General features: G+C 59.3%; 19 protein-coding genes. 16 read left to right on the forward strand and 3 right to left on the reverse strand.

Going from position 1 to position 24877, the window contains the following annotated elements; translation table 11 throughout:
- Positions 1-18: 18 nt before the first annotated feature.
- Genes AC3IP0_RS17575 through AC3IP0_RS17585 form a run of 3 tightly spaced genes read right to left on the reverse strand, consistent with a single transcriptional unit; the run spans position 19 to position 2532 of the window.
- Positions 19-744 (reverse strand): hypothetical protein, encoded by a 726-nt coding sequence (locus AC3IP0_RS17575; protein ID WP_489316351.1) that lies wholly within the window; start codon positions 742-744, stop codon positions 19-21.
- A gap of 30 nt (positions 745-774) precedes the next feature.
- Positions 775-1491 (reverse strand): hypothetical protein, encoded by a 717-nt coding sequence (locus AC3IP0_RS17580; RefSeq protein WP_489316352.1) that lies wholly within the window; start codon positions 1489-1491, stop codon positions 775-777.
- Between the two features lie 9 nt (positions 1492-1500).
- A complete protein-coding gene (locus AC3IP0_RS17585; protein ID WP_489316353.1) occupies positions 1501-2532 on the reverse strand; it encodes a hypothetical protein in 1032 nt (343 codons plus the stop codon).
- A 449-nt stretch (positions 2533-2981) separates the two neighbouring features.
- Between AC3IP0_RS17585 and AC3IP0_RS17590 the strand changes: the two genes are divergently transcribed.
- From AC3IP0_RS17590 to tssA, 16 genes are all read left to right on the forward strand, one after another.
- Positions 2982-3299 carry a hypothetical protein gene (locus AC3IP0_RS17590; RefSeq protein WP_489316354.1) on the forward strand — a complete coding sequence of 106 codons (318 nt, stop codon included), beginning with the start codon at positions 2982-2984 and terminating at the stop codon, positions 3297-3299.
- Between the two features lie 517 nt (positions 3300-3816).
- On the forward strand, positions 3817-4569 hold the full coding sequence (locus tag AC3IP0_RS17595) for a hypothetical protein (protein ID WP_489316355.1): 753 nt from the start codon (positions 3817-3819) through the stop codon (positions 4567-4569).
- A 68-nt stretch (positions 4570-4637) separates the two neighbouring features.
- Positions 4638-5171 carry a type VI secretion system contractile sheath small subunit gene (gene tssB / locus AC3IP0_RS17600; protein WP_007978739.1) on the forward strand — a complete coding sequence of 178 codons (534 nt, stop codon included), beginning with the start codon at positions 4638-4640 and terminating at the stop codon, positions 5169-5171.
- 10 nt (positions 5172-5181) lie between these two features.
- On the forward strand, positions 5182-6684 hold the full coding sequence (gene tssC / locus AC3IP0_RS17605) for a type VI secretion system contractile sheath large subunit (protein WP_489325489.1): 1503 nt from the start codon (positions 5182-5184) through the stop codon (positions 6682-6684).
- A gap of 25 nt (positions 6685-6709) precedes the next feature.
- Positions 6710-7192 carry a type VI secretion system baseplate subunit TssE gene (gene tssE, locus AC3IP0_RS17610; RefSeq protein ID WP_489316357.1) on the forward strand — a complete coding sequence of 161 codons (483 nt, stop codon included), beginning with the start codon at positions 6710-6712 and terminating at the stop codon, positions 7190-7192.
- A complete protein-coding gene (tssF, locus tag AC3IP0_RS17615) occupies positions 7192-9024 on the forward strand; it encodes a type VI secretion system baseplate subunit TssF (RefSeq protein WP_489325490.1) in 1833 nt (610 codons plus the stop codon). Before tssE ends, tssF begins: the two co-directional genes overlap by 1 nt.
- Entirely contained in the window at positions 8988-10058 is a 1071-nt protein-coding gene (gene tssG / locus AC3IP0_RS17620; RefSeq protein ID WP_489316359.1) for a type VI secretion system baseplate subunit TssG, read from the forward strand. Before tssF ends, tssG begins: the two co-directional genes overlap by 37 nt.
- Positions 10055-12658: a type VI secretion system ATPase TssH gene (gene tssH, locus AC3IP0_RS17625; protein ID WP_489316360.1), complete on the forward strand. Its 2604-nt coding sequence runs from the start codon at positions 10055-10057 to the stop codon at positions 12656-12658. Before tssG ends, tssH begins: the two co-directional genes overlap by 4 nt.
- Before the next feature lie 23 nt (positions 12659-12681).
- On the forward strand, positions 12682-13437 hold the full coding sequence (gene tssJ / locus AC3IP0_RS17630; protein WP_489316361.1) for a type VI secretion system lipoprotein TssJ: 756 nt from the start codon (positions 12682-12684) through the stop codon (positions 13435-13437).
- Positions 13434-14777, forward strand: coding sequence for a type VI secretion system baseplate subunit TssK (gene tssK / locus AC3IP0_RS17635; RefSeq protein ID WP_046042543.1), 1344 nt, complete (start codon positions 13434-13436; stop codon positions 14775-14777). The genes tssJ and tssK overlap by 4 nt, the downstream gene beginning before the upstream one ends.
- Positions 14774-15487 (forward strand): type IVB secretion system protein IcmH/DotU, encoded by a 714-nt coding sequence (gene icmH, locus AC3IP0_RS17640; protein ID WP_046042544.1) that lies wholly within the window; start codon positions 14774-14776, stop codon positions 15485-15487. The genes tssK and icmH overlap by 4 nt, the downstream gene beginning before the upstream one ends.
- Before the next feature lie 30 nt (positions 15488-15517).
- On the forward strand, positions 15518-19390 hold the full coding sequence (locus AC3IP0_RS17645; RefSeq protein ID WP_489316362.1) for a type VI secretion protein IcmF/TssM N-terminal domain-containing protein: 3873 nt from the start codon (positions 15518-15520) through the stop codon (positions 19388-19390).
- A gap of 31 nt (positions 19391-19421) precedes the next feature.
- On the forward strand, positions 19422-20348 hold the full coding sequence (tagF, locus tag AC3IP0_RS17650) for a type VI secretion system-associated protein TagF (protein ID WP_489316363.1): 927 nt from the start codon (positions 19422-19424) through the stop codon (positions 20346-20348).
- A complete protein-coding gene (gene tssM / locus AC3IP0_RS17655; protein WP_489316364.1) occupies positions 20345-22819 on the forward strand; it encodes a type VI secretion system membrane subunit TssM in 2475 nt (824 codons plus the stop codon). Before tagF ends, tssM begins: the two co-directional genes overlap by 4 nt.
- Positions 22820-22982: 163 nt before the next feature.
- Positions 22983-23501 (forward strand): Hcp family type VI secretion system effector, encoded by a 519-nt coding sequence (locus AC3IP0_RS17660; protein WP_489316365.1) that lies wholly within the window; start codon positions 22983-22985, stop codon positions 23499-23501.
- 94 nt (positions 23502-23595) lie between these two features.
- Complete coding sequence (gene tssA, locus AC3IP0_RS17665; RefSeq protein WP_489325491.1) at positions 23596-24693, forward strand: type VI secretion system protein TssA; 1098 nt, start codon at positions 23596-23598, stop codon at positions 24691-24693.
- Positions 24694-24877 lie beyond the last annotated feature (184 nt).

The following is a 24877-nucleotide window of genomic DNA, read 5'->3' on the forward strand; positions in this document are numbered from 1 at the left end:
CAATACCGTCTGGCGCCATCAGGAACCTGTCGACTGGCGCAGGGAACTCATCCATTTAAACAATCGACCCAGCCACCAACGACTGCGGGCTTCGCGTATTTCGTCGATTTGCATGAAGGTGTAGGGCGTGGGCATTTTGCGCTCTCGGATACGTAGGGTTCGGAGACCGCGGATGCTGTGGCGTAAGTAAAACAACATAATTACAGAACACAGCGTGCAAAGTACCACCGCAACCATGCCGCCCGTGTCTGCACCCACAGACTTCAGAAACACGCTGCCTGTGAGCGTCGTCACACCGGAAATTAATCCGAGGTTATAGCTCTTGGCATTCACAACTTTTTTTGGCCGGGCTGCAACCCTATTGCCTACGCATTCGAAAGGAAAAAACGATGCCTTACTATAAAAAATCACTAGAAACATCAAAAATATGATGGTGATCGGTGCTATCCCAACGGCTACAGACCTGAAGTTCCCCTTACCAAAAAAATCTGAAGCGATCAAGTACGCCAAATTGCCGGAAATATAAGGAAAAGCAACTAACCCAGTTAGAAATACCGTTGATAAAAATAAAATAAACCTCTCACAGCTATAAATCAAATACAAACTAAAAGCAAAATAAACAACAACAACAAATAAATAACACCACCAAAAATACTCCAAAGTAAAGGGTCCAAAAACACCAAAAAAGGCAACCACAATAAACATCAAAAAAATTTGCTTTTTTATATTCTTTGCATCAACCATGGCAACTTCACTCCATACAACCCACCCATATCACGCCGAAGGACGTAGGGAAACTAACCACTTCAACAACTTACTCAGCAGCCACCCGCTGCGAGCTTCACGTATTTCGTCAATTTCCATGAAGGTGTAAGAAACATCCATACCGTGTTCTTGAATGCGGAGCGTGCGAAGCCCTCGGATGGTGTGCCGTAGCTGAATTAAGATAGCGGCAGCACAACCTGTGCAAATCAAAACAGCAACCACATCGGTTGTAAGTGCGTCAACCGACTTAAGAAACACCCCTCCCGTCAACGTTGCGATACCTGCAATAATGCCAATATTATACTTCGGCTTTTTTCGCTCACCCGCACGTATAGATATTTTATTACCTATGCATTCAAAAGGAAAAAACGACGGTTTACTAAAGAACACCGCAGCAAATACACCAAAAACAAAAATCGCCGGACTCGACCCAATCACAATAGGCAGCACCCTTGCCTCACCTAAAAAATTTGAAGCAGAAAGGTACGCCAAACCGCTAGCGAGAAAAGCAAATATGCTCACCGTAGCGGTCAGGATTGTAGTTAAATACACAACATATCTTTCGCACACATAAACCAAATACAATGTCCAGACAAAAAATAAAGCACAAAAGACCCAGTAACCCCACCAATAATAGTCTAAGTTTGAAGGCCCTAAAGCACTTAGAAATACAAGAGAGAAGAACACCACCCAACTTCCCTTTGCTATAGTTTGAGAATTAATCATGATTGAATTTCATTTCGTTAGATAATCCCCAATTTTTTGATCAACGCCTGTGTAACTCATACCTTTCTGCGCCACCAATCCAAATCCCCAGCCAACAGCAAGAATTAGTACGAGAGGTGCAGCCCCAACAGCTGCAACACCATACGCGATGGTAACCAATCCCCCACCAACTACCCCAGCTGCAAACGCCGCAACATTCGTAGGCTGACTATATGCAGACTTCCTATAAAACTCATCCATCGTTGTCGAGCTTGAATAATCAAGATAAGCCTGCGGCCCAATGGCTAACGCCACCCCCACTGTATTCCCCGTCATAAATTTGAGCCCGCCTACCGCTCCTTCGGCATGCAACATTGCACGCTTATTCAGTGCAGTCTTTGTTCCATAGGCTGGAACATGAGCAACTTGCTGCCCAACTTTCCCCAGCACCTTGTAACTTTGTGCCTGAGCAGTAATCGGCACTTCAAAATGCAACTGCCCCGCAACCCGAATCAGTTTTATCCGGCCCTTGAAGGCTTTTTTAGCCGAGGTCGAGCTCGCTGTTCCACGACTATTGGCCCACTTGATCAGCTTTTTCTTGTCGGCCGCGGAGAGATCCAGCAAGTCTACAACCGACTTCGACTTGGAAAATGCTGCCACGCTGGTACCGGCACTGACCAAGGTCCCAGGCAAGTTCGCCGGAGAAAACATCAAGTCCCCTATCTCCGGGATTGATTGGGCGGCTTTTTGCAGTTCTTTCAGCGCCTCAACGGAAACATTCGCTGCCGTACCCAGGTTCCTGATTAACGAACGCAGCAACTGTAAGGACTCTTGCGCCTCACTCGGCGACATGTCCAGTTCGGGCGAAGCCAGTTCATGGGCAAGAAACATCGCCGCGTTGTAATCGCTGGTTGCGTAGTAACCGGCAAAATTTTGTGGCGTCGGAAAAGACCGCGAGGCGATCTCGCTGGGAAATGAAAAATTGCCGCCAGCAATCAATCCGGCTTGCTGGCGCGTTCCACGAGGGTTGGCCACTGTGCAGGGTAAAAATCTTTCATCCATGTTCCTTTCTCCTGATACCGCCTTCCCGAAAAGATCTTCGGCAAAACCAACTCCGTGCAACAACCGACCAACTTTTCATGAGCCATGCTCCGTTCAAAGAGCATTGCCCCTTCAACCATCACGAAAAAAACCGCTGTTGCGATTGTCTTCCTGAATCACAAACGGCGGAAAATGACCCGTGGGTGCGACAGCCACCATGAGGTAAAAGTGACGAAGGAATTCAACAAAATTAGATCTGCGTCACATTTTTTAATCGCCACCTGAGCACGTGCGAAAGGAAACACCTATGCAACACCAAGTGTCAAGCCGGTATTTTTTATTCAGGAATCCATCATCTGCCGAAACCATTGAATTGGCGGAGTTTCAGAACTACCTGACAGACACATCCACAAGTAGTGGCAAGCAGACATCATTGTGGCAAGTAATAAAACCCAGAAAAATCCGTTCCCATGAATACCGAAAAACTGAAAGAAAAAACCCTGAAGCTACGGTCGGCCATCGATGCATTGAAGGCAATGGACCCTGCTGTAACTAGACTGGATCAAGAGCTGGCGCCCCTGATGGACCGGGCTGATCGTGGTCAAATCCGCACGCCTCTGGAGTGGCGAGATATTCCTGGACGCTTTCTGTTCACTGAAGAAGGCTTGCAGCAATACGCAGAACTTGAGTTGGCTTTTGCCGAGTTTAAAATCGAACTGACTGGCGGAGAATCCCCGACGCTACTCCGACTGAAAGCCCAGATAGCTCGGTCGTCCGGAACTGACTGACAAAATCCGCGAAAAGAACGCCTGCCGCATTCCCGCCACGCGCCAATGCCATCATCCCTCCCGATTAATATGACACTTGCACTGCAATAATTCCGTAAACACCAATCAATCCGGATTTGGGTGAACCGGTTCACCTTTTTCAAATTATTTTCAATTAAAAATTGGATCCACAACCTGCCTGAAACCATTGAATTGACTGGGTTTCGGAACTATCCGACAGACACTTCCCACAAGTAGTGGCAAGCCGACATCATTGCGACATGTAACAAAAACGAGAAAAAATCCGCGCCTCGTAGGAACTTTCCTACACAACGTGTTGCCATACACGACGTTACTGGCAACTCAATATCCATATGCCAGCATCACACTCTCGGTTATTCCCGGCAGTGTGTTTTTTTTGATGTCGAACAATAGCAATCACCTCTCGTGGACGCGTGTTCATTCGAGAAATCAGTCACTCGACATGCCCCGGTTTTTTTATCCAGGAAGGCATGGAGTGTTCAAGGACGATGTACCGATGACCCAGACGTTTTTTGATGTTGAAGCATTGATCAAGCTGCGAAGCCAGACCCGGGCCATTTCCGATGCGCTCAAGGCGCAGGCCTCGGATTATCTGGCGACCCTGGCTTTGCTGATCCGTCCACAGGCGTTTTTCGGTGAATACCTGCAGGGTGCGCAACGCAGCAGCGGGCGCGAGACCCAGCACCACTTCAAGGAACTCAAGGAGCTCTACGACCGCATCGGCTCGGGCGCCCCGTTCCAGCTGGTCAACGAACTCGAAGTGCCCCTCAACCTGCTCAGTACCACCCCGCAATTGTTTGCGCTGGAGTACGACAAGGTGCTGTCGCAAAGCGGCCAATCCATTCGCATCACCAGCCCGGTGCGCTGGGTGGTTGGGTTCAGTTCGTTCGACCTGGCGCGCTTTCGCAGCGTGATCAAGGACCCCGATCGCAGCAGCGCCGAGCTGTACCGCTTCGTGGTGCATTACCTGGTGCTGTTCTACTGCCTGAGCAAGTCGCCCGGCATCAGCCGCCTGCTCGAAGGCCTGCGTTTTCCCCTCAGTTTCGAACGCTTGAAGGAATTCGGCGACCTGCCCTTCTGCGTCATCAGCTCGCCGGTTCGCTCGCAATTGCCCGACGAGGCCGTGATCCGCAGCAGCACCCAGATCGCCGGCAACACCAGCTTCGAAGAGCTGGTGGGCCACGCCAACATCATGGAAATGAACGATGAAATCCGTCAGCGCCTGCTGCTGACGATCGAAGGAATGTAACGCGCTCGGCCACCCATTGAACCGACACGCAAACGACTTGCAGCGAATTGTTCGCACAGGAGATCACGATGGCGAAGAAGGAAAGTACCCAGCACAAACTCGACCGCGTTCGCGCGCCTCGGGTCCACATCACCTACGACGTGGATATCGGTGACGCTCAGGAAAAGAAAGAGCTGCCCTTTGTCGTCGGTGTGCTGGGCGATTTCTCCGGCAACCCGCTGGAGCCGCTGCCGAAGCTCAAGGACCGCAAGTTCATTTTCATCGACCGCGACAACTTCAACGGCGTGCTCAAGGGCATCAAGCCGCGCCTGACCTACCGCGTCGACAACACCCTGGCCAAGAACGGCACGCAGCTCGGTGTCGAGCTCAACTTCAACGCCCTCGAAGACTTCGAACCGCAGAACGTGGTCAAGCAGGTCGAGCCGCTGCGCAAGCTGCTGGAAGTGCGCAACAAGCTGGCGGACCTGCGCAACAAGATGGGCGGCAACGACAAGCTCGAAGAGCTGCTCATGGACGTGTTGCAGAACACCGAGAAGTTGAAAACCCTGGGCAAGGAATTCGGCCGTGAAGCCGCCGTTCCAGCCACCGACGGCAAAGCGTAGGAGCCTGACGATGAACGACAAGCAAACCGTGACTCAACAGGACAGCACGCTGGTTGAAGTGGACAGCTTCACCGCGCAATCCTCGTTGCTCGACAGCATCATTTCGCAAAGCCGCGTGGCCCGTTCCGAGCCCGAGCGCACCCGCACCCGCGATCTGATCGGTGAATTGGTCAACCAGATCCTGGAAGGCGAAATGACGCCGAGCAAGGACCTGATCGCCGTGCTCGATGCGCGCATCGCCGAGATCGACGCGATGCTCTCCGAGCAGATGAACGAGATCATGCACGCCAGCGAGTTCCAGCAGCTGGAAGCGTCCTGGCGCGGCCTGAAGTATCAGGTCGACCAGACCGAGACCAGCACCACGCTGAAGATCCACCTGCTCAATGCGTCGAAGAAAGACCTGGTGCGCGACCTCAAGGCCGCTTCCGAATTCGACCAGAGCGCGCTGTTCAAGAAGATCTACGAAGAAGAATACGGCACCTTCGGCGGTGCACCGTTCGGCATGCTGCTGGGTGACTACGAGTTCAACCGCAGCCCGGAAGACATGTACCTGCTCGAAGAGATTTCCCACGTCGCCGCGGCTGCCCACGCACCGTTCATCTCGGCGGCCTCGCCTGAGCTGTTCGGCTGGGATTCGTTCACCGACATGTCCGGCCCACGGGACCTGGCGAAGATTTTCGACACCGTCGAATACGCCAAGTGGAAGTCGTTCCGCGGCTCCGAAGACTCGCGTTATGTCGGCCTGACCCTGCCCCACGTGCTCGGGCGCCTGCCTTACGGCCCGGATACCACGCCGGTCGAGGAATTCAACTTCGTCGAAAGCGTCGATGGCCGCGACCACAACAAGTACCTGTGGATGAACGCCGCCTACGCGCTGGGCACCCGGGTCACCGATGCGTTTTCCCGCTACGGCTGGTGCGTGGCGATCCGTGGTGTCGAGGGTGGTGGCCTGGTTGAAGGTCTGCCGACCCACACGTTCAAGACCGATGACGGTGAAATCGCCCTCAAGTGCCCGACCGAAATCGCCATCACCGACCGTCGTGAAAAAGAGCTGTCGGACCTCGGTTTCATTCCGCTGGTGCACTGCAAAGGCACCGACTACGCCGCGTTCTTCGGCACTCAGTCGGCGCAGAAGCAGAAGCAGTACAACACCGACATCGCCAACGCCAACGCCCGGCTTTCCGCGCAGTTGCAGTACATCTTCGCCACTTCGCGCATCGCCCACTACATGAAGGCGATCATGCGCGACAAGATCGGCAGCTTCGCCTCGCGCAAGGACGTCGAACTGTTCCTCAACAAGTGGCTGTCGAGCTACGTGCTGCTGGACGACACCGCGAGCCAGGAAGCCAAGGCCAAGTTCCCGTTGCGCGAAGCCCGCGCCGAGGTGTTCGAGGTGCCGGGCAAGCCGGGGGTGTACAAGGCCGTGACCTACCTGCGCCCGCACTACCAACTGGACGAACTGACCGCTTCGTTGCGCCTGGTCGCTGAATTGCCGCAATCGACCCGCGGCTGATCGAGCACATTGCCAGGGAGGCACCATGACCAGTCAACACAAGCTGTTGCCATCACTGCTGGACCGATTGCTGGACGATCGTCCGCATCAGTCCATCGAAGCGTCATCGCAGCGCTTGTGTTCGCTGGCCGATTACAAGGCCAGCATCGTTCGCGACCTGGAAATCCTGGTCAACACCCGCCAGTCCCTGGTCGCCAACGAGCTGGACGGTTTCGTCAACCTGAGCGGGAGCATCCTCGATTACGGCATGCCGGATTTCACCAGCCGCAGCGTGCTCGACCCAAAGGATCGCCTGCTGATCCAGCGGCAACTGGAGAAAGCGATCACGGTCGGCGACCGGCGCTTTCGCGGCGTCAAAGTGCAACTGCTCGCCCAACAGACCGGCCAACGCATGCTGACCTTTCGCGTGGACGCGGTCCTGCGTCTGCAAGACGTCACTCGTCAGGTGTCCTTCGACGCGGTGCTGCAGGTCAACACCCAGGAATACAAAGTGCAGAACCTCAACTGATGCTCGACGATCTGCTGCCCTATTACGAAAAGGAACTGTCGCACCTGCGCTTTTTGGGCCAGGAGTTTGCGAGCCAGTACCCGAAAATCGCTTCGCGGTTGCTCATCGAGGGCGATAACTGCGAAGACCCGCATACCGAGCGCTTGATCGAGGCCTTCTCGTTCCTGTCGGCGCGGGTGCACAAAAAACTCGACGACGAGCTGCCGGAAATCGTCGAGTCGTTTCTCGAGGTGCTGTACCCGCATTACCTGCGCCCTACCCCGTCGATGTCGATCGTCGAGTTCAACCTGGGCAAGCAGGAAAAAGTCACCGAAGCCTTCCGTGTGCCCCGGCATACCGAACTCAGCGCCAACCCGATCGATGGCGTGGTGTGTAAATTCCGCACCTGCTACCCGGTCGAGCTGTGGCCGGTGGCGGTGCAACAGGCATCATTCATCGAGATGGAACGCTCGGCGTTCAATGGCCACAGCGCTGATCTGGTCGCGCGTTTGCGCATCGGCCTGGTGGCGACCTCCGACGTGATGTTCGGCAAGCTGGAACTGGACAGCCTGCGGTTTTTCCTCGACGGCGAAAGCACGTTGATGCTGCAACTGTACGAACTGCTGTTCAACAACCTGGCCAAGGCCACACTGAGTTTCGAAGATCAGGGGCGTACGCGCGAGGTCGTCTTGCCGACCAACGCTTTGAAAGCCGTCGGTTACGGTCTGGACGAAGGCCTGGTGGACTACTCCGAGCGCTCGTTCCTCGGTTACCGCCTGCTGCACGAGTACTTCACCTTTCCCGACAAGTTCATGTTCTTCGACCTGTCGGGTTTTGCGCGGATTCTGGCGGGCAAGGACGTCGAGAAAGTCGAGGTCAATTTCTACTTTTCCGACTACGACCTGAGCGACCGCCTGGCGCGCCTGACGCAAAACATCGGGCGCAATAACTTCAAGCTCAATTGCACGCCGATCATCAACCTGTTCCGCCAGCAGGCCGAACCGATCAAGTTGACCCACGCCCAGCACGAATACGCAGTGACACCGGATGTGCGCCTGCAAGGCTCGGCCGAAGTGGTGTCCATCGATCGCGTACGAAGGGTGCGCAAGGTCGGCGGCATCGACCAGGTCGGCACTTGCCACCCGTTTTTCGAACCCCGTGGCGATCAGGGTCCCGGCCAAAGCTTCTGGATTGCCCGGCGCCGTGCGGTACAGAGCGGCCAGCGCGACGGCTCGAAGGTGTTTATCCGGGTGGTGGATCGTGAGCTGGGGCTGATGGAGTCCAACAACGATGCATTGAGCATCCGCCTGACCTGCAGCAACCGTGACCTGCCCCTGATGTTGCCGTTCGGTGGCGAGCGCGGCGATTTCAATATCCCCGGTAACTCGGTGATCAAGGACATCCGCTGCCTGCGTAAGCCCACTGCCACCGCCCGCGTGCCGTTGGGCAACGGCGTGATCTGGCGGCTGATTTCGCACCTGTCGCTGAACCACATGTCGCTGGTGTCCCGTGGGCGCGAGGTGCTGCTGGAACTGTTGTCGCTCTACAACTACCGCAACGTGTCGGCGATCCGCAAACAGATCAACGGCATCGTTTCGGTGAGCAGCGAACCTGTGGTCGCACGCATCGGCCACCCGCGGCCGAACTTCGTTCGCGGCGTCGGCATCACCCTCAATTTCGATGAAAGCCAGTACACCGGCAGCGGTGTGTTTTTGTTCGGCATGGTGCTCGATCACTTCTTTGGTCAGTACTGCTCGATGAACAGCTTTACCCAATTAACCCTTCGCACCTTGCAGCGCGAAAAGAGAGTCGTCCAATGGCCACCGCGAACCGGCGATCAACCCCTGGTCTGATCGACCAGGCACGGGCTGAGCCGCACCGATTCGAGTTTTTCCAGTTGGTGCGCTTGCTTCGCCTGCATTACAGCAGAACCGGGCGCATGGACCTGGAAACCCGACCGCACGAAGACCCTCTGCGTTTTCGCTCGCAGCTGTCGCTCAACTTCCCGGCCAGTGAAGTCAGCGATCTGCAGTTCGAGCGTGAAGGCAAGGTGTCCGTGGCCGGACTGCCGCTGTCCGAGATGCAAGTCACCTTCATGGGGCTGGTCGGGCCGTCGGGCGTATTGCCGCGCCCGTACACCGAGCTGTTGATCGAGCGGCACATCCAGTACCGGGATGATGCGGCCCACGCGTTCCTCGACATTTTTTCGCACCGCATGACCACGCTGTTCTACGAGGCCTGGCAAAAGTACAAGTTCTACATCGAGTACGAACGCAACGGCACCTCGGATTTCGACCGCTACCTGCTCAACCTGGTGGGTTTCGGCCCCGAGGCGCAGAAGCAGAAATTCGACAGGCAAGGTTCGCCCCTGCGCCGTGAATTGTTCAGCTACTTCTCCGGCCTGTTCGCCCAGAAGCCGCGCAACGCTTTGAACCTGGAAGTGATGCTCAGCTTCTATTTTTCTCTGCCATTCAAGGTCAAGCCGTTTGCCGGTCGCTGGCTGAAACTCGACGCCAGCCAATGCACGCAACTGGGGCGCAAGAACGCCGTGCTCGGGCAAAGCGCCGTCGCCGGCAATCGGGTCTGGGACTACCAGTCGTGCGTGCGCATCGAGATGGGCCCGCTGGAACTGGCCGACTATCAACGCTTCCAGCCAGGCACCGAGGACTACCAGAAGCTGCTGGAACTGGTGCGTTTCTACGTCGGCGCGGAACTCGACTTCCAATTGGCGCCAAAGCTCAAACCGCAGTCCGTACCCGTCGCCCGCCTGGGTCGCCAGGGCAACCTTTCGCTGGGCCGGCTCGGCTGGCTCAAACGACCAGGCGTCGACGTGGAGCCTTCCCGTTGCGCGCTCTTCCACATTCCTTTTGATGGGGTCTCCCTGTGAACCTGAAGTCCCTGTTCGCCAAGCTGAACGACACCAGCCGTACCGCCACCGAAAGCGCTGCGGCGCTGTGCCTGTCGGAACACCACTACGATGTCGAAATCGAGCACCTGTTGTTGCAATTGCAGGGCAGCCACGACAACGACCTGCCGGCCATCCTGCGTCATTACGACGTGGTGCCTGAGCGCTTGCAGGCGCAGTTGGTGACGGCACTGGGGACGTTCAAGAAGGGCAATACACGCACCCCGGCACTGTCACCGCACCTGACCCGCATGATCGAACAGGCGTGGGTCCTGGCCTCCATCGAGTTCGGCCAGACGCAGATCCGCACCGGCCATCTGTTGCAAGCCCTGCTCGATGACGACGAACTGCGCCGGGTGGTGATCGCGGGTGCGGCCGAGCTGGAGAAGATCAACGCCGACGATTTGCGCGTGAACCTCAACGCCTTGGTGGAAGGCAGCGCCGAATCGGCCCTGGCCAAACCGCTGGGTACTGCGGACGTCGCCAGCACCAGCCCGATCAAAGGCAACGGCAAGACACCGGCCCTCGATCAATACACCATCAACCTCACGCAAAGCGCTCGCGAAGGCCGGATCGATCCGGTGCTCGGTCGCGAGTTCGAGGTGCGGCAGATGGTCGACATCCTCACCCGCCGCCGCCAGAACAACCCGATCCTCACCGGTGAAGCCGGCGTCGGCAAAACCGCCGTGGTCGAAGGCCTGGCCCTGCGCATCGTGCAAGGGGACGTGCCGTCGGTGCTCAAGGGCGTTGCCATCCATACTCTGGACCTGGGCTTGTTGCAGGCCGGTGCGGGCGTGAAAGGCGAATTCGAAAACCGCCTCAAGTCGGTGATTGAAGAAACCAAGCGCAGCCTGCACCCGATCATCCTGTTCATCGACGAAGCGCACACCCTGATCGGCTCCGGTGGCCAGGCCGGGCAGAACGATGCCGCCAACCTGCTCAAGCCAGCCTTGGCTCGCGGTGAACTGCGCACCATCGCGGCGACCACCTGGGCCGAGTACAAGAAGTACTTCGAGAAGGATGCCGCCCTGGCCCGCCGCTTCCAGGTGGTGAAGGTCGAAGAGCCGGACGAAGACAAGGCGATCCACATGCTGCGCGGCCTGCTGGCCAAGATGCAGGAGCATCACAAGGTCACGGTGATGGACGAAGCGCTGGTGCAGGCCGTGCGCCTGTCCAATCGCTACATCACCGGTCGCCAACTGCCGGACAAGGCCGTCAGCGTGCTGGACACCGCGTGCGCCCGGGTCGCCCTGGGGCAATCGGCGCAGCCGGGGCCGCTGGAAGACTGCAAGCGCCAGATCGACAACCTGCAGGCGGAAATCTCGGTACTGCTGCAGGAAGCCGCCAAAGGCAGCGACCATGCCCGACGCCTGGCCACCCTCAATACCGAGCTGCTGAGCGAACAGCAAACCCGCGATGCCCTCGAACAGCAATGGCAACGCGAGCTGCAACTGGTGGAAAAACTCGGCGCCCTCAGTCACCCGGAGAACCAGGCACCGGATACCCAGGAGATTGCCGCGGCGCGCGCCGAACTGGCCAGCGTCCAGGGTGAGCAACCGCTGGTACATGCCCTGGTGGATGGCGGCACCATCGGCGAAGTGATTTCCGGCTGGACCGGCATCCCGCTGGGCAAGATGCTGCGCGACGAAATCGACACAGTGCAGCGCCTGCCGGCGTTGCTGGGCGAGCGGGTACTCGGCCAGGACCACGCACTGCAGGAAATCGGCAAGCGCATCAAGATTTCCCGCGCACGCATGGAAGACCCGAACAAACCCATCGGCGTGTTCCTGTTGCTCGGCCCGAGCGGCGTCGGCAAGACCGAAACCGCACTGGCGCTGGCCGACACCCTGTATGGCGGCGAGCGTAACGTCATCACCATCAACATGTCCGAGTACCAGGAAGCCCATACCGTCTCCAGCCTCAAGGGTTCGCCACCGGGTTACGTCGGCTATGGCGAGGGCGGCGTGCTGACCGAAGCCGTGCGGCGCAAGCCGTACAGCGTGGTGCTGCTCGATGAAGTGGAAAAAGCCCACCCGGACGTGCTCGAACTGTTTTTTCAGGTGTTCGACAAAGGCGTGCTGGATGACGGCGAAGGTCGCGAGATCAACTTCCGCAACACCGTGATCATCCTCACGTCCAACACCGGCACCGACCGCATCATGCAGTGGTGCCTCAATGCTCAGCCGCAACCGACGCCGGAAGACATCGTCGAAGGGCTGCGTGACGAGTTGAACCAGGTGTTCAAGCCGGCCTTCCTCGGCCGCCTGACCATCGTCCCCTACTACCCGGTCAAGGACGCGATCCTTGAGCGCATCGTCGCGCTCAAGCTGGAGCGCATTCGCCAGCGCTTCGAGCGCAATCACCAGGCCGTCCTGAGCTACGACGAGGCGCTGGTCAAGGCCATTGCCTCGCGCTGCACGGAAGTCGACAGCGGCGCCCGCAACATCGACAACATTCTGTCCAAGACCCTGATGCCGGAACTGGCCCAGCGGGTCCTGGAGCGCATGGCGCAGGACAAACCGATCCAGAGTTTGAACATCGAGTTGGGCAGCGACGGCGATTTCGCCTATCGCCTGAACTGATCGGGCATTTACAGGTAGTGGTCATGGACAAGAGATATTCAGGGAAGCGTCCCGAAAAGACGGCGTTGGCTAAGTGCCTGACGGCAGTGGCGATGATGGCGGTACTGAGCGCCTGTGGCGTCACCGACCGGGTCGGCAAGCGGGTCGACGACACGTGGGCCGGCGACATGCTGTTCGACGACAACGAGAAAGTCATCCTGACGTCCGACGGCGGCAACCAGCTCAATCCCGACGCGTCCGGCAAACCGCTTTCGGTGGTGCTGCGGGTGTACCAGCTGACATCGCTGGAGCGCTTTGCCTCGGTGGATGCCGACTCGCTGTGGGACGACCCGCAAAAGGCCCTCGGCAATACTCTGATCGAAAACCGTGAAATCACTTTGTTGCCGGGCATGGGGCAAGTCGACAAGTGGCCGCTGAACAAAGCAGCCGGCTATGTCGGCGTCGCGGCTTTTTTCCGCACTGACGAGAACAGCAACTGGAAGGTCGCGTTTGACGCCAACTCCCTGCGCAAGGACGGCATCTGGTTCTCCTCCGACGGCCTGCGGGTGCTGGTGGACAACAACACCGTGTCGGCCGTCAGCGGTGTCGACGTGCTGGACAAACCCAAGACCCAGGAGCAACTGGCCAAGGCCGCCGCCCAGCCCGACCCGTCTGCCGAACCGACACTGACCGAACGTGTTCAGGACGCCGTGGTGCAAAAGGTCCAGGACAAAGCCGTTGGCTCCGCGCAAAAAGCCGTCGACTCGAAATTGAATTCATTATTGGAAAGCGCTCAATGAGTAAGCAAAGCCGGGTGATGTGGTCCGAAGGCATGTTCCTTTTGCCACAACATTTCCAGTATCAGGATGAGTTCCACCAGCATCAGCTGGCGCAGGCGACGCTGCGCAACACGCCCTTTCATTGGGGCGTGCAGTTGCTGGAGGTGGACGAGGAAGCCCTCGCCACCGGTTCCCTGCAGCTCAAACGGCTGAAACTGGTGTTTCCCGATGGCAGCCTGTTCGACGCACCGCAGCACGACCCACTGCCGGCGGCTCGTGACTTGAAGGATTTGCTCAAGGGTAATGACCTGAAGGTCTATGCCGCGCTGAAACTGCCAGAGCCATTCGGCCTGAACTACGTCGAAGACGGTCAGGAGCAAAAGACCGGGCGGCGCTTTCGCAAGCAGTTCGACACCTTACCGGACCTCAACGAAGGCGACCTGGAAAACGAAATCACCAGCCTGCGCCTGAACGTGGTGATGCTGATCGACGGCGACAACCTCGATGGCTACACCTGGTGTCCGATTGCCCGGCTGTCGCGCAACAACATCGGCGGTTTCAACCTCGACGGGCATTTCGTGCACCCGACGCTGCACCTGGGCACCCACGACACCCTGATCGGGCTGGGCAAGCGTTTGCTCGGTGCCTTGCAATCCAAGAGCAAGGCGCTGTCCGGCCGTCGTCGCGAGCGTGCGGACCAGATCGCCGAGTTCGGCTCCAGCGACGTGACCCTGTTCTGGCTGTTGAACACGGTGAACCGTGCCCACCCGGCCCTGGCGCATTTGCTTGCGCACCCGCGCTTGCACCCCGAGCGCTTGTATCTGTTCCTGGCCGAACTCGCCGGCGGCTTGCTGACGTTCTCGCTCGACACCCAGCTCAACGACATCCCCGAGTACGACCATCACGACCCGGCGGCGTCGCTGGTCAAGCTCGACGAAATGATTCGCGTGCTGCTCGACAACGTCGTGCCGAACCAGTGTGTGGTGATCAACCTGACCCAGACCAAACCTTCGTACTGGCAAGGGCAGTTGCACGACCCACGGCTGGCGGAGGCGGACTTCTATATCTCCGTGCACGCCGACATGCCGGGCGCGAGCCTGCTGGAACTGGTGCCGCGGGCGTTCAAGGTCGGCTCGCCGGAAGACATCGAAGTGGTGGTCAACAGCGCCATGCCGGGGGTCACCCTCAATCATTCGACCCGCCTGCCCAATGCGATTCCGGTGCGACTGGACAATCACTACTTCTCCATCGAGCCCCATGGCCGGGTGTATGAACGAATGATGAGTGCCCAGGCCATCTCTTTCTATGCGCCCAGCGCGTTCACCAACCTCAAGCTTGAACTGATGGCGGTACTCAAATGACCGAAGCCGTACTGCAAGGCGCCGTTGCGGCCGCCCGTGAAAAACCGACCCTCAAAGACCTGGTGCAGGATTTCATCAGCATGGCGCTGATCGTGCGCAAGGGTCGCCAGGTGACTTCGGTCAGCGCCTTCGAGGCGAGCGTCGACACCTTCTTCAAGGCGCTGGAGCGCGATGCCCGTGGCGCCAACTACAGCGTCGAACAGGTGAAGGACACCCAGTACGCCCTGTGTGCCTTCCTCGATGAAAGCGTGTTGCGCTCCGGGGACAACGAATTGCGTCGCCACTTTGAATTGCAGCCCTTGCAGTTCCGCTATTTCGGCGTGCACCTGGCCGGCGAAGGCTTCTTCGAAAAGATCGATGCACTGCGTGGCGACGTCAAACAGAACCTCGATGTGCTCGAGGTTTACCACCTGTGCCTGGCCCTGGGTTTCGAAGGCAAGTTCAGCCTCGGGCAAAAGGACCAGTTGCGCTACCTGGCCAATACCCTGGGCCAGGACATCGCGCGTTTTCGCAAGACGCCCAAGGCGCTCTCGCCTGACTGGGCGTTGCCCGACCAGGTCTCGCAGATGCTGCGCCACGAGGTACCCCTCTGGCTCTACCTGGCGCTGATTGCGCTGGTCTGCGCGGGTGTCTACCTGACGCTGGACTGGTTGCTGGCCAAAGACCTGGCCGCATTGTCCGAACAAATCAGCCAGCTGTTCAGTGCCTGAAAACAGGTCAGGTAATCGAGTCAGGAAGACATGAAGACATTATTGCGCTCGTTAAAAAGTTTTTGGTTCCTCGTCCCCGTCCTGTGGCTGGCGAGCCTGGCGGTCTGCTGGTTCGTGGCCCCGCACGTGAATTGGCTGCGCGGTTATGCGCTGGAGGCGATGGCGATCGTCAGCGCCTTCTACCTGCTGATCATTGTGCTGCGTCAGTACAAGCGCATCCGCGCCGAACACAACCTTGAAAACCTGGTGCAGATCGAAGTCGATCGTTCGCTCAAATCCGCCGGTGAATTCCGCGATCAGCAAGTGCTGCGCGAACGCCTCAAGCACGCCATCGCGATGCTGCGCGCCGACCGCTCGGCCGGTGGCGGCGGCTCGTCGGCGCTTTATGATTTGCCGTGGTACCTGGTCATCGGTATGTCGGCAGCGGGCAAGACCTCGTTGCTGACCCGCTCCGGCCTGTCCGCAAGCATTGCCAGCAGCGCCAACGACACCGAAAGCGGCACCCAGCATTGCGATTGGTATTTCAGCCCCGAGGCCGTGATGATCGATACGGCCGGCCGTTACCTGCGGGACGACCCGTCGGCCAGCGAATTCGCCGCCTTCCTGCGCATGCTGAAAAAGCAGCGCAGCAAGGCCGCGGTCAACGGTCTGGTGTTGGTGGTAAGCCTGCCGGAACTGCTGGCGTGCAGCGCGGCCGAGCGCAACGAACGGGCCGCCCAACTGGTGTCGCGCATCGAGGAATACAACGAGTGCCTGGACGCCAGTCCGCCGATCTACCTGATGCTGAGCAAGACCGATCAACTGCCGGGCTTCAGCCAGGCGTTTGAAGGCCTGGACCTGAACGAGCGCCAGCAACCGCTGGGCATGACCTTCGGTTTGTCCGAGATCCGCAACCAGGGGCTGCGCCCGGTGCTGGATGCCAAGCTGGCCAACCTGCACGGCCATATTCGCCGTCACGTCGACGCCCAGATGATTGCCTTGGGCGCCGATGCCAATAGCGCCCTGCTGAACTTCCCGAACTATTTCGCCGAGCTGTCGGGGGTGCTGGAGCAGTTTCTCCAGCACTTCGCCGAGACCAGTCGCAGTGGTGCGCCGCTGTTGCTGCGCGGGCTGTATTTCACCAGCGCCCTGCAGACCGACCAGCAACTGAGCCAGGTGTATGAAGACGACCTGGCCGAGTCGTTCGCCCTGCAAGCGGAGCATGAACAACCTGAGCCAAGCAGCGGCAGGAAAATCAGCGACCGCAGCTACTTCATCACCGATACGTTCCGTCGGGTGATCTTCCCGGATCGCGACCTGACCCTCTATCAGTCGCGCCTGGGCAAGAACACCTCCGCCAGCCCTGCCCTGCTGGGCCTGGCGGTACTGGCCGGGGTTGCGTTCATTGGCTGGCAAGCCCTGTCGTTCCAGAACAACCGTCAGTGGCTGGCTACGTTGCGCGAGCAACTGACCGAGCTGCAACAGTCCCCGGACCGTGCCGGGTTACTCGCCTCGGGCCAAGGCCTGGAACTGCTGCGCGACCAACTCTCGGCCATCGAGAAGCACCGTGCCAAGGGTGTGCCGCTGCAACTCGGCGCAGGCCTCTATCGTGGTGACGACATCTACCGCGTCGCGCAGGCCGCCTACTTGCAGCAACTGCGCACCCAGGCGCTGGAGCCTGTCACCTTGCAACTGCAATTGCAGATGCGCGCCTTCAATGAGTTCGCCAAGACCATGGATGCGCAGAACAGCTTTGCGCCTGTGCCAAACAAAGCCGACTCGGTGAAAGCCCGCGCGCAGGGCCAGAAACTGCCGATCCGCTTGAACAACCTGCCGCGCAGCAGCGGTGATGTCGCCAGTCGCCTGACCGGTGCCGCCAAGGGTGCCGCCAACAAGGCACGGGGCGAAGCGCTGACGGCACTGCGCAACCCTGCCACCGCAAGCGATGCCGCGGATTTGTCGGCGACCACCGGCGGGCTTTCGCTGTCCGAAGAAATGCTCGGCCGGCTGGATGAGCGGCAAGTCGCGTCCATCATCGAGTCCTATAACGCGCTGAAGCTTTACCTGATGCTCACGCAACCGGGCACCCATCCAGACCCGGAGTTCGTCGGCGCTGCATTGCCGGTGGCCTGGGCCAATACCGCCAGTGCCGACAATCCTGTCAGCACGGCGGTGATTCAGGACAACTCGCCGGTCTACGTGCAATTGCTCAAGAATGGCCAGGCACCGACCTTGTCGCGTAACGAGCAGCTGATCAGCGAAACCCGCAACAGCCTCAAGTCCTTCATGATTTCCAGCTCGCTGGTGGACCGCGAATACCTGCGTCTGCAACTCGAATCCAGCCGTCAGTTCCCGGCCGTTGGCTTGGGCGACCTGGTGCCTTTGCCAGGCCGTCAGTTGCTGTACGGCACCGAGGCGGTCCCGGCGATTTTCACCCGCCAGGGCTGGGAACAGTTCGTCAAGCCCGAGCTGATCAAGCTGGTGTCGGGCAACCTGCAAAACGAATCGGACTGGGTGCTCGACGGCGAAGGCGGCGACAGCATCGTGCAGAAAGCCAACTTCATCCGTGAGTTCATGACGCGCTACAAACGCGACTACACCCAGGCCTGGTACACCTTCATCGACAGCGTCGGCGTTCGTCATTTCACCGACATGGCCAATGCGACCCAGCAACTGTCGCTGCTCAGCGACGTGCAGAACTCGCCGGTGAAAACCCTCCTGGCGGCGGTCAACGACAACACCCAATGGGACGTCCCTGCCCCCCGCGAAACCCTGCCAGCGGGCATCAAGCCCGACGACGGATTCTGGAGCAGCGTCACCGGGATCTTCGATGGCAAGAACACCTCGCCAGGCGCGTTGATTTCGCCGTTGCCGGCGGTCGACGACGGCAGCCTGGCCAAGCGCTTCGAACCTGTGTCGCGGGTGTTTGCGGTGCAGAACGCCGAAGGCGCCGACAGCACGATCATGGACCGCTACCTCGCGGCCCTGCGCAAACTCAAGGTGCGGATGAACAACATCCAGCGCTCCCAGGACGTTGGCAAGAGCAGCAAGCAGCTGATCAGTGAAACCCTCGAAGGGCTGCCAAGCGAAGTGACCAGCGTGCGCAACTATGTCGAGACCACCGTCGACACCAGCCAGGGCGGCCTGTCCGATTCGTTGCAGGGCCTGTTCAGCCTGCCGATCCAGTTTGCCTGGGAAACCCTGCGCGACCCGGCCGGCCAACAGATTGCCAAGGCCTGGGCGCAGCAGATTGCCAAGCCCTGGGAGCAGGTCATGGCGCACCGTTACCCGATTGCGCCCGGCAGCCGCAATGAAGCCTCGGTCAAGGATCTGCAACGTTTCGTCGACCCGGAATCCGGGTTGCTGCCGAACTTCAAACGCAACGAAATCGGCAATCTGTCCGGTGGCGAAGGCCTGGGGATGAGCAGCAACAGCAAGGCAACGCCGCTGGTCAACCCGAACATGGTCAACAGCATCGACAAGGCCAGTTCGTTGGGCCAGGTGATCGCCAGCCTGTCGGACCGCGACAACGGCTTCGAGATCATGCTCGAACCCTCCGCCAACCTGACCGACATCATCTTCACCCTCGATGGCCAGGTGCAGCACTACCGCAATGGCAAGACCAGCTGGAGCCGCTTCTCGTGGCCGGGCACGACCACCACGCCGGGCGCACGCCTGGATGTGGTCACCCTGACCGGCGAGCGCATCACGGTGTTCGACTACCCGGGGCGTTGGGGCCTGCTGCGGATGAACGACAGCGCACGGGTCAGCGATCTGGACGGTATCCAGCAACGTTTCAGCTGGAACACCAGCAGTGGCCCGGTCAGCCTCGCCGTGCGCAACTACGGCGGCGTCAAGCTGACGGACCTGGCCAACGTCAAGGCATTGAGCGCGCTCAACGCCAAAGAAGGTCAAGCGCTGTGAGCCGCCGAACCTTGAGCTTGGGAACCGGCCAATGATCGGCTGCTTCGGCAAGGTGCCCGCGAGCCCGGACTTCGTCAGCCTGCAAGGCGCGGGCGACGACGTCTGCGAGTTCGATAGCTGGCTGCAAGGGGCGCTGGCCGCCCTGCAGCATCGCGAAGACTGGCGCGAGCTGTTCGACGGGTTGCCGCTGTGCTTTTTCAGCTACCGCGCGCGCAGCGGCAACTGGTTGCTGGGCGGGCTGATCAGCTCGAGGGATTCGAGTGGACGACGCTATCCGTTCTTCATTTTCCAGACCCTCAAGGCCTGCGAAGCCGAGCCTCTGGTCAATCCGTTCACCCTCGGCGAACTGTTCAGCGGGCAGATCAGGCCGCTGCTGCACATGGCCGTCCAGGGCGAAAGCACCTCGGTGCTGTTCGAACGCATCAAGTCCCTGCGCCCGTTGCAAGGCCAGGACTTCGAGTTGTTCCGGCGCGTGCATGACAAGTTCCTGGTGAACTTCAACCTGCGGGACATCGCTTGCGCGCTCCAGGGCACCTACCCGGAATTCGTCACCAACGCCGTGCTGACCCGTCTCCAGGCCCTGAGAAGGCACCTCGATCAGGCAACGCCAATCGGCATCTCCCTGCCCTTGCCGGCGGAACGGGGTTTGAAGAATCCGACCGCCGATCTGTGGGTCACCTGGCTGACGCAGATGACACCGGAACGTGCTGTGCCGCAGATCAGTCTGCTGGCGGACGACTTCATGCGCCCCAGGCTGATCTGTTTTGCATCGCGCCAGACCAGCGACGCCTACCGCGTGCTGACGGGTATCGGTGACCGTTCGCAGAGCTATGACGTGCTGGCGTCCTTCGATGCCTTTGACGAGCACCACCGCACACACGCCTTTCCCGAAATCGACCGCCCGCTGGGTGACGTTATCGACCGTTTTGTCGATGCCCTGGATTCGAAGCCTGTATGAACAAGATCAAGTATTACTTCTTGCGCTATCAACCCTACATCCTGGGGGTGTGCTTTTTCCTCACGATCTTCGTGGTGTGGGGCATCGGGCGGGCGTTCGGCTTCAGTTCGCTCAACAGCCTGCTGACCGGCATCGCTGTGTTCCTTGTGCTGTCCGCCGGTTATGTGCTGCTGCTCTATCGGGGCGTGTCGCGGCATCACAACCTTGAAGGACTGCTGCGCGAGGATGCCGATCAGGCCGTGTTGAACGCGAGCCCGGCGGATCGCGAGGAAGTCAGCCTGTTGCGCGAACGTCTGCTGCAGAGCATCGAACGCCTGCACAGCAACAAGCCACGGGGCAGCAACCCCAAGGATGCGCTGTATGCGCTGCCTTGGTACCTGGTGGTCGGTCAGCCGGCGGCAGGTAAAAGCACCATGCTCTACCAGTCGGGTCTCAACTTCCCCTATGCCGAGCGCGAAGGCGTGCGCGTCGCAGGCCTGGGTGGCACCCGCAACTGCGACTGGTTCTTCAGCTCAGAGGCCGTGCTGCTGGACACTGCCGGCCGCTACATGAACAACCAGGAAGAGGCCGGCAAGTGGCGCGCGTTCCTCCAGCTGCTGCGCCAGCATCGCCAGCGCCGACCACTCAACGGCCTGATCGTCACCGTCAGCATCCACGACATCCTGCAGGCCTCGCTCGAAGATCAGGAGCGCATCGCCAAACGCCTGCGCGAACGCATTCAGGAAACCCATGCCCTGCTGGAAGTGCGCCTGCCGGTCTACCTGGTGTTCACCAAGTGCGACCTGGTGCCGGGTTTTGCGCCCTTCTATCGCCAACTCGATGAAACCGCACGCGGCGAAGTCATGGGCAAGACTTTCTCCCACAAGGGCTATGAGCAGGCCGACTGGGGGCAGCGTTTCGGCGTCGCGATGGACGAACTGGTCAGCTATTGGCAACAAGTGGCGAGCCAGCAGCTGGTCACCCAGGACATCCAGATCACCCGGCAGGATTCGGCGGTGTATCGGTTCCCGCTGGAACTGGCGGCCCTCAAACCGCGGCTGCAACTGTTCGTCGATGCCCTGTTGCGCGCCAACCCTTACCAAAGTGCAGAACTACTGCGCGGCTTCTATTTCACCAGCGCACTGGACGCAGACCAGCCGGAACTGGGTGGACACGCACGGCAGGTGACAGAGCGCTTTTCGCTGGAAGGTGATCAGGAGATCGCCAACGGTCACGCGCAACCGCGCCCCTTGTTCATCAACAGTCTGTTCCGCAAAGTGATCATTCCCGACCAGCACCTGGTGGCGCAGTACACCACCAACCACCGCGAGCGTCGGCGTCGGGCGACCTGGATCGGCGGTGCCGCAGTAGTTGCGGTGCTGCTGTGCAGCCTGTTGGGCTGGTCGTATGTGAACAACAGGAGCACCTTGCAGAGTCTCTCGGCAGAACTGACTCAGGCTGGCGTCGACGACCGTTCAGTACCCGCTCAGTACACCGATTGGCAAACCCTCGATCGCCTGCGCTTCTGGACTGCGCACTACTACGCGCAACACCACGACGAAGGCGTGCCGCTGCGCATGCGTCTGGGGCTCTATCAAGGCCACAAGGTAGAACCACTGGTGCGCAGCCGCTATTTCGACCGCCTGGAAAGCGTGATGCTCAAGCCCACGGCCGACAACCTGACCCGCTCGCTGTACTTGCTGACCACCCTCAAGGTCTATCAGCGCAACGCCAAAGAGTTGATGCCCGTGACCGGCGTGGACAGCGTCGAACCCAAGGCGCTGCCCAATGACAACCGGGCGCAGTCCATCGCAGGTTTTGGCAAGGCGACGCTGGACACCTACGTCATGTTGTCCCGTGCACAACGTGAAAAGGCCGACCCTGGGTTCCTGAAAGCGAAAATCCCGGATTACTGGTACCCGGCGATTGCTCGCCAGGTCGGCAACGCCAGTGTCGCCGCCTCGGACTATGAATTCGCCAGCCGCCAGATCAATTTCTACAGCGACCAGATTCACGAGCCGGACGTGCCACGGATCCTCGACAACGCGTTCCTGATCTCCAGCTCGCGCAACTACATCAACAGCCTGCTGACCCAGTCGTTGCGCTCGATCGAAACCATCACGCTGGAGTCGGACACCCTGTTCGCTTTCGCCCGTGCCGACTTCCAGAGCCTGAAGACTGAAGGCCAAAGCCAGCTCAGCGCGATCGCCGGCAAGCTGCTCAGTACGCCCAACATCGGAAAAATCATCATCGCCGGGCACGCCGATCAACTCGGCGATCCCCAGGGCAACCTGCAGGTTTCCAAACAGCGGGCTCAAACCATCAAGACCTACCTGGTGGGCAAAGGCGTACCCGGCGAGCTGGTCGAAGCCGTCGGCGAAGGCAGCAACAAGCCCTTGGTCAAGTGCGATATGCAGCAGCCAAGGGTCCAGTTGATCCGCTGCCTTGAGCCTAACCGGCGGGTAGAAATCGAAGTGCGGGCACTCAACTGAGCATGCGCGCCTTGTGAAGAAATACCGGCATCCGGGTCATCTCGACGAGAGGCCCGGGCCGGCATAAGACACCTCTGTTGATTGTTTCAAAGAGGTTAAAACGAAGGGCTGCGACCTGTTTGCAGGTGACATCCCTTTAAATGAAGGTAAGGAGAAAATAGAAATGGCATTTGACGCATACATCCAGATCGAAGGTATTCCAGGCGAAGTGCTGGACGACAAACACAAGGATTGGATCGAAGTGCTGGGCTACGAGTACGGCGCCACCCAAGCGACCTCCGCGACGGCCAGCTCGTCGGGCGGTGCTTCGTCGGAGCGTGTAGCGTTGAGCGACTTCAAAATCCGCAAAGCCGTGGACAAGGCTTCTGCCAAGCTGTTCGAACACTGCTGCAATGGCAAGCACATTGGCAAGATCCAGCTGAACGTGAACCGCGCTGGTGGCGACAAGGTGACCTACCTGACCATCAACCTGGAAGAAGTCGTGGTGTCGTCCGTGAAAGCGGTCGCTGGCGGCAACCAGAACGGCGAAGACAAAGCGGTTGGCGATCTGCCGATCGAAGAAATCAGCTTCAACTTCGCTCGTATCAAGACCACCTACACCCAGCAAAGCCGTGCGGATGGCCAGGGCGGCGGTAACGTCACCGGTGGCTGGGATCGCACCGCGAACAAGGTTTTCGCATAACACCGTAGTAATGACGGGCCGCGCACGCGGCTCGTTTTCGGCACCGTGCCTGCCCGGCGGGCGCGGTGTTCTTTTAGTCTGATCAGAGTTTCCCATGTCTGAATTTCTCAACGACCTTTCGCTGGCCGAACTGACCGCGCCCATCAATGAGGGGAGCGGCGAAGACCTGAGCTTTTCCACCTTGTTCGATCAGGTGAAAGAAGCACGGCGAGCAGACCCCGATTACCTGACCCAGGGTGACTGGCAAACCGATCTGAAGTCATCCGACTGGGATCTGACCCTCACCCTGGCTGCCCAAGGCCTGGCTCGACAGAGCAAGGACCTGATGCTCGTCGCCTGGCTCAGCGAAGCCCTGGCGCACAAATACCATTTCACCGGTATCACCTTCGGCCTGACCCTGGCCGAACGCCTACTGGACAATTTCTGGACCGGCCTCTTCCCTTCCCTCGAGGATGGGGTCGATGAACGCGCTGCCCGCCTGGCGTGGATGAAGACGTCGCTGGCGGATGTGGTGGGCGGACTGCCCATCACCCAGGGCCAACAGTACGGCCTGCTGCGTTATGACGAATCCCGGCACGTCGAAAACCTTGGCTTGCAGAACCCCCAGGCCATGCGCGCGGCCCTCGACGAAGGCAAGATCAACGCCGAGGCGTTCCAGCGTTCGGTGGTGCTGACCGACTCCGATCACCTGCGCCAGAAAGCCAGCGAAATCGCCGCCAGCCTGAACGCCTGCCAACAATTGCAGAGCACTGCCGACAGGCTGTTCGGCCACGACGCGCCGAGTTTTGCCGGGCTCCATGACGTGTTGTCCCGCGCCGGGCAACTGGCCGAGAAACTGCTCAAGGATCGTGGCATCGAACTGAACTCGGCCCCTGTCGCTCCCACCCCGACCGTCTCCGAAAACGCTGGCGCACAACCTGCAGGTGCCGCAATGACCCAGACCCAGCAAGACATCCCAGCTGCGCCGCTGCGCACCACGCCGCAGACCCGCGACGAGGCATTCACCCTGCTCGCGGGTATCGCGCAGTTCTTCAAGCAGACCGAACCCCAGAGCCCCGTCCCCTACCTGATCGAACGGGCGATCAAATGGGGCAACATGCCGCTCGAGGGTTGGCTGAATGATGTGATCAAGGACAGCAATGTGGTGGACAACATCCGTGATGTTCTGGGGACCAAGGAAGCGAAGTCTTGATGGACAACCGGTAGCAAACCCGACGCACCGCTTGACCCCGCTTCACCGCTGACCCCCTTCCTTACCCTTCTCTCCTCTCCCATGCCGGGCCTGTGCCCGGCGTAAACCCGTGCCTGCCGTTTGTCCGCTGCTGCCCGTGGCGCACATTTTTGCGTGCCATCCAGCCAGAAACTCCGTTCGGGGA

This window comes from Pseudomonas sp. GL_103 (assembly GCF_057835175.1).

What these genes read in the sequence shown, in the direction of transcription:
- AC3IP0_RS17595 (WP_489316355.1), top strand. Translation starts at nt 3,817, where the DNA reads ATGACCCAGACGTTTTTTGATGTTGAAGCATTGATCAAGCTGCGAAGC.
- AC3IP0_RS17590 (WP_489316354.1), top strand. Translation starts at nt 2,982, where the DNA reads ATGAATACCGAAAAACTGAAAGAAAAAACCCTGAAGCTACGGTCGGCC.
- AC3IP0_RS17575 (WP_489316351.1), bottom strand. Translation starts at nt 744, where the DNA reads ATGGTTGATGCAAAGAATATAAAAAAGCAAATTTTTTTGATGTTTATT.
- AC3IP0_RS17660 (WP_489316365.1), top strand. Translation starts at nt 22,983, where the DNA reads ATGGCATTTGACGCATACATCCAGATCGAAGGTATTCCAGGCGAAGTG.
- tssK (WP_046042543.1), top strand. Translation starts at nt 13,434, where the DNA reads ATGAGTAAGCAAAGCCGGGTGATGTGGTCCGAAGGCATGTTCCTTTTG.
- tssB (WP_007978739.1), top strand. Translation starts at nt 4,638, where the DNA reads ATGGCGAAGAAGGAAAGTACCCAGCACAAACTCGACCGCGTTCGCGCG.
- tssJ (WP_489316361.1), top strand. Translation starts at nt 12,682, where the DNA reads ATGGACAAGAGATATTCAGGGAAGCGTCCCGAAAAGACGGCGTTGGCT.
- tssA (WP_489325491.1), top strand. Translation starts at nt 23,596, where the DNA reads ATGTCTGAATTTCTCAACGACCTTTCGCTGGCCGAACTGACCGCGCCC.
- tssF (WP_489325490.1), top strand. Translation starts at nt 7,192, where the DNA reads ATGCTCGACGATCTGCTGCCCTATTACGAAAAGGAACTGTCGCACCTG.
- tssM (WP_489316364.1), top strand. Translation starts at nt 20,345, where the DNA reads ATGAACAAGATCAAGTATTACTTCTTGCGCTATCAACCCTACATCCTG.
- tssE (WP_489316357.1), top strand. Translation starts at nt 6,710, where the DNA reads ATGACCAGTCAACACAAGCTGTTGCCATCACTGCTGGACCGATTGCTG.
- AC3IP0_RS17585 (WP_489316353.1), bottom strand. Translation starts at nt 2,532, where the DNA reads ATGGATGAAAGATTTTTACCCTGCACAGTGGCCAACCCTCGTGGAACG.
- tssC (WP_489325489.1), top strand. Translation starts at nt 5,182, where the DNA reads ATGAACGACAAGCAAACCGTGACTCAACAGGACAGCACGCTGGTTGAA.
- tssG (WP_489316359.1), top strand. Translation starts at nt 8,988, where the DNA reads ATGGCCACCGCGAACCGGCGATCAACCCCTGGTCTGATCGACCAGGCA.
- tagF (WP_489316363.1), top strand. Translation starts at nt 19,422, where the DNA reads ATGATCGGCTGCTTCGGCAAGGTGCCCGCGAGCCCGGACTTCGTCAGC.
- AC3IP0_RS17580 (WP_489316352.1), bottom strand. Translation starts at nt 1,491, where the DNA reads ATGATTAATTCTCAAACTATAGCAAAGGGAAGTTGGGTGGTGTTCTTC.
- AC3IP0_RS17645 (WP_489316362.1), top strand. Translation starts at nt 15,518, where the DNA reads ATGAAGACATTATTGCGCTCGTTAAAAAGTTTTTGGTTCCTCGTCCCC.
- icmH (WP_046042544.1), top strand. Translation starts at nt 14,774, where the DNA reads ATGACCGAAGCCGTACTGCAAGGCGCCGTTGCGGCCGCCCGTGAAAAA.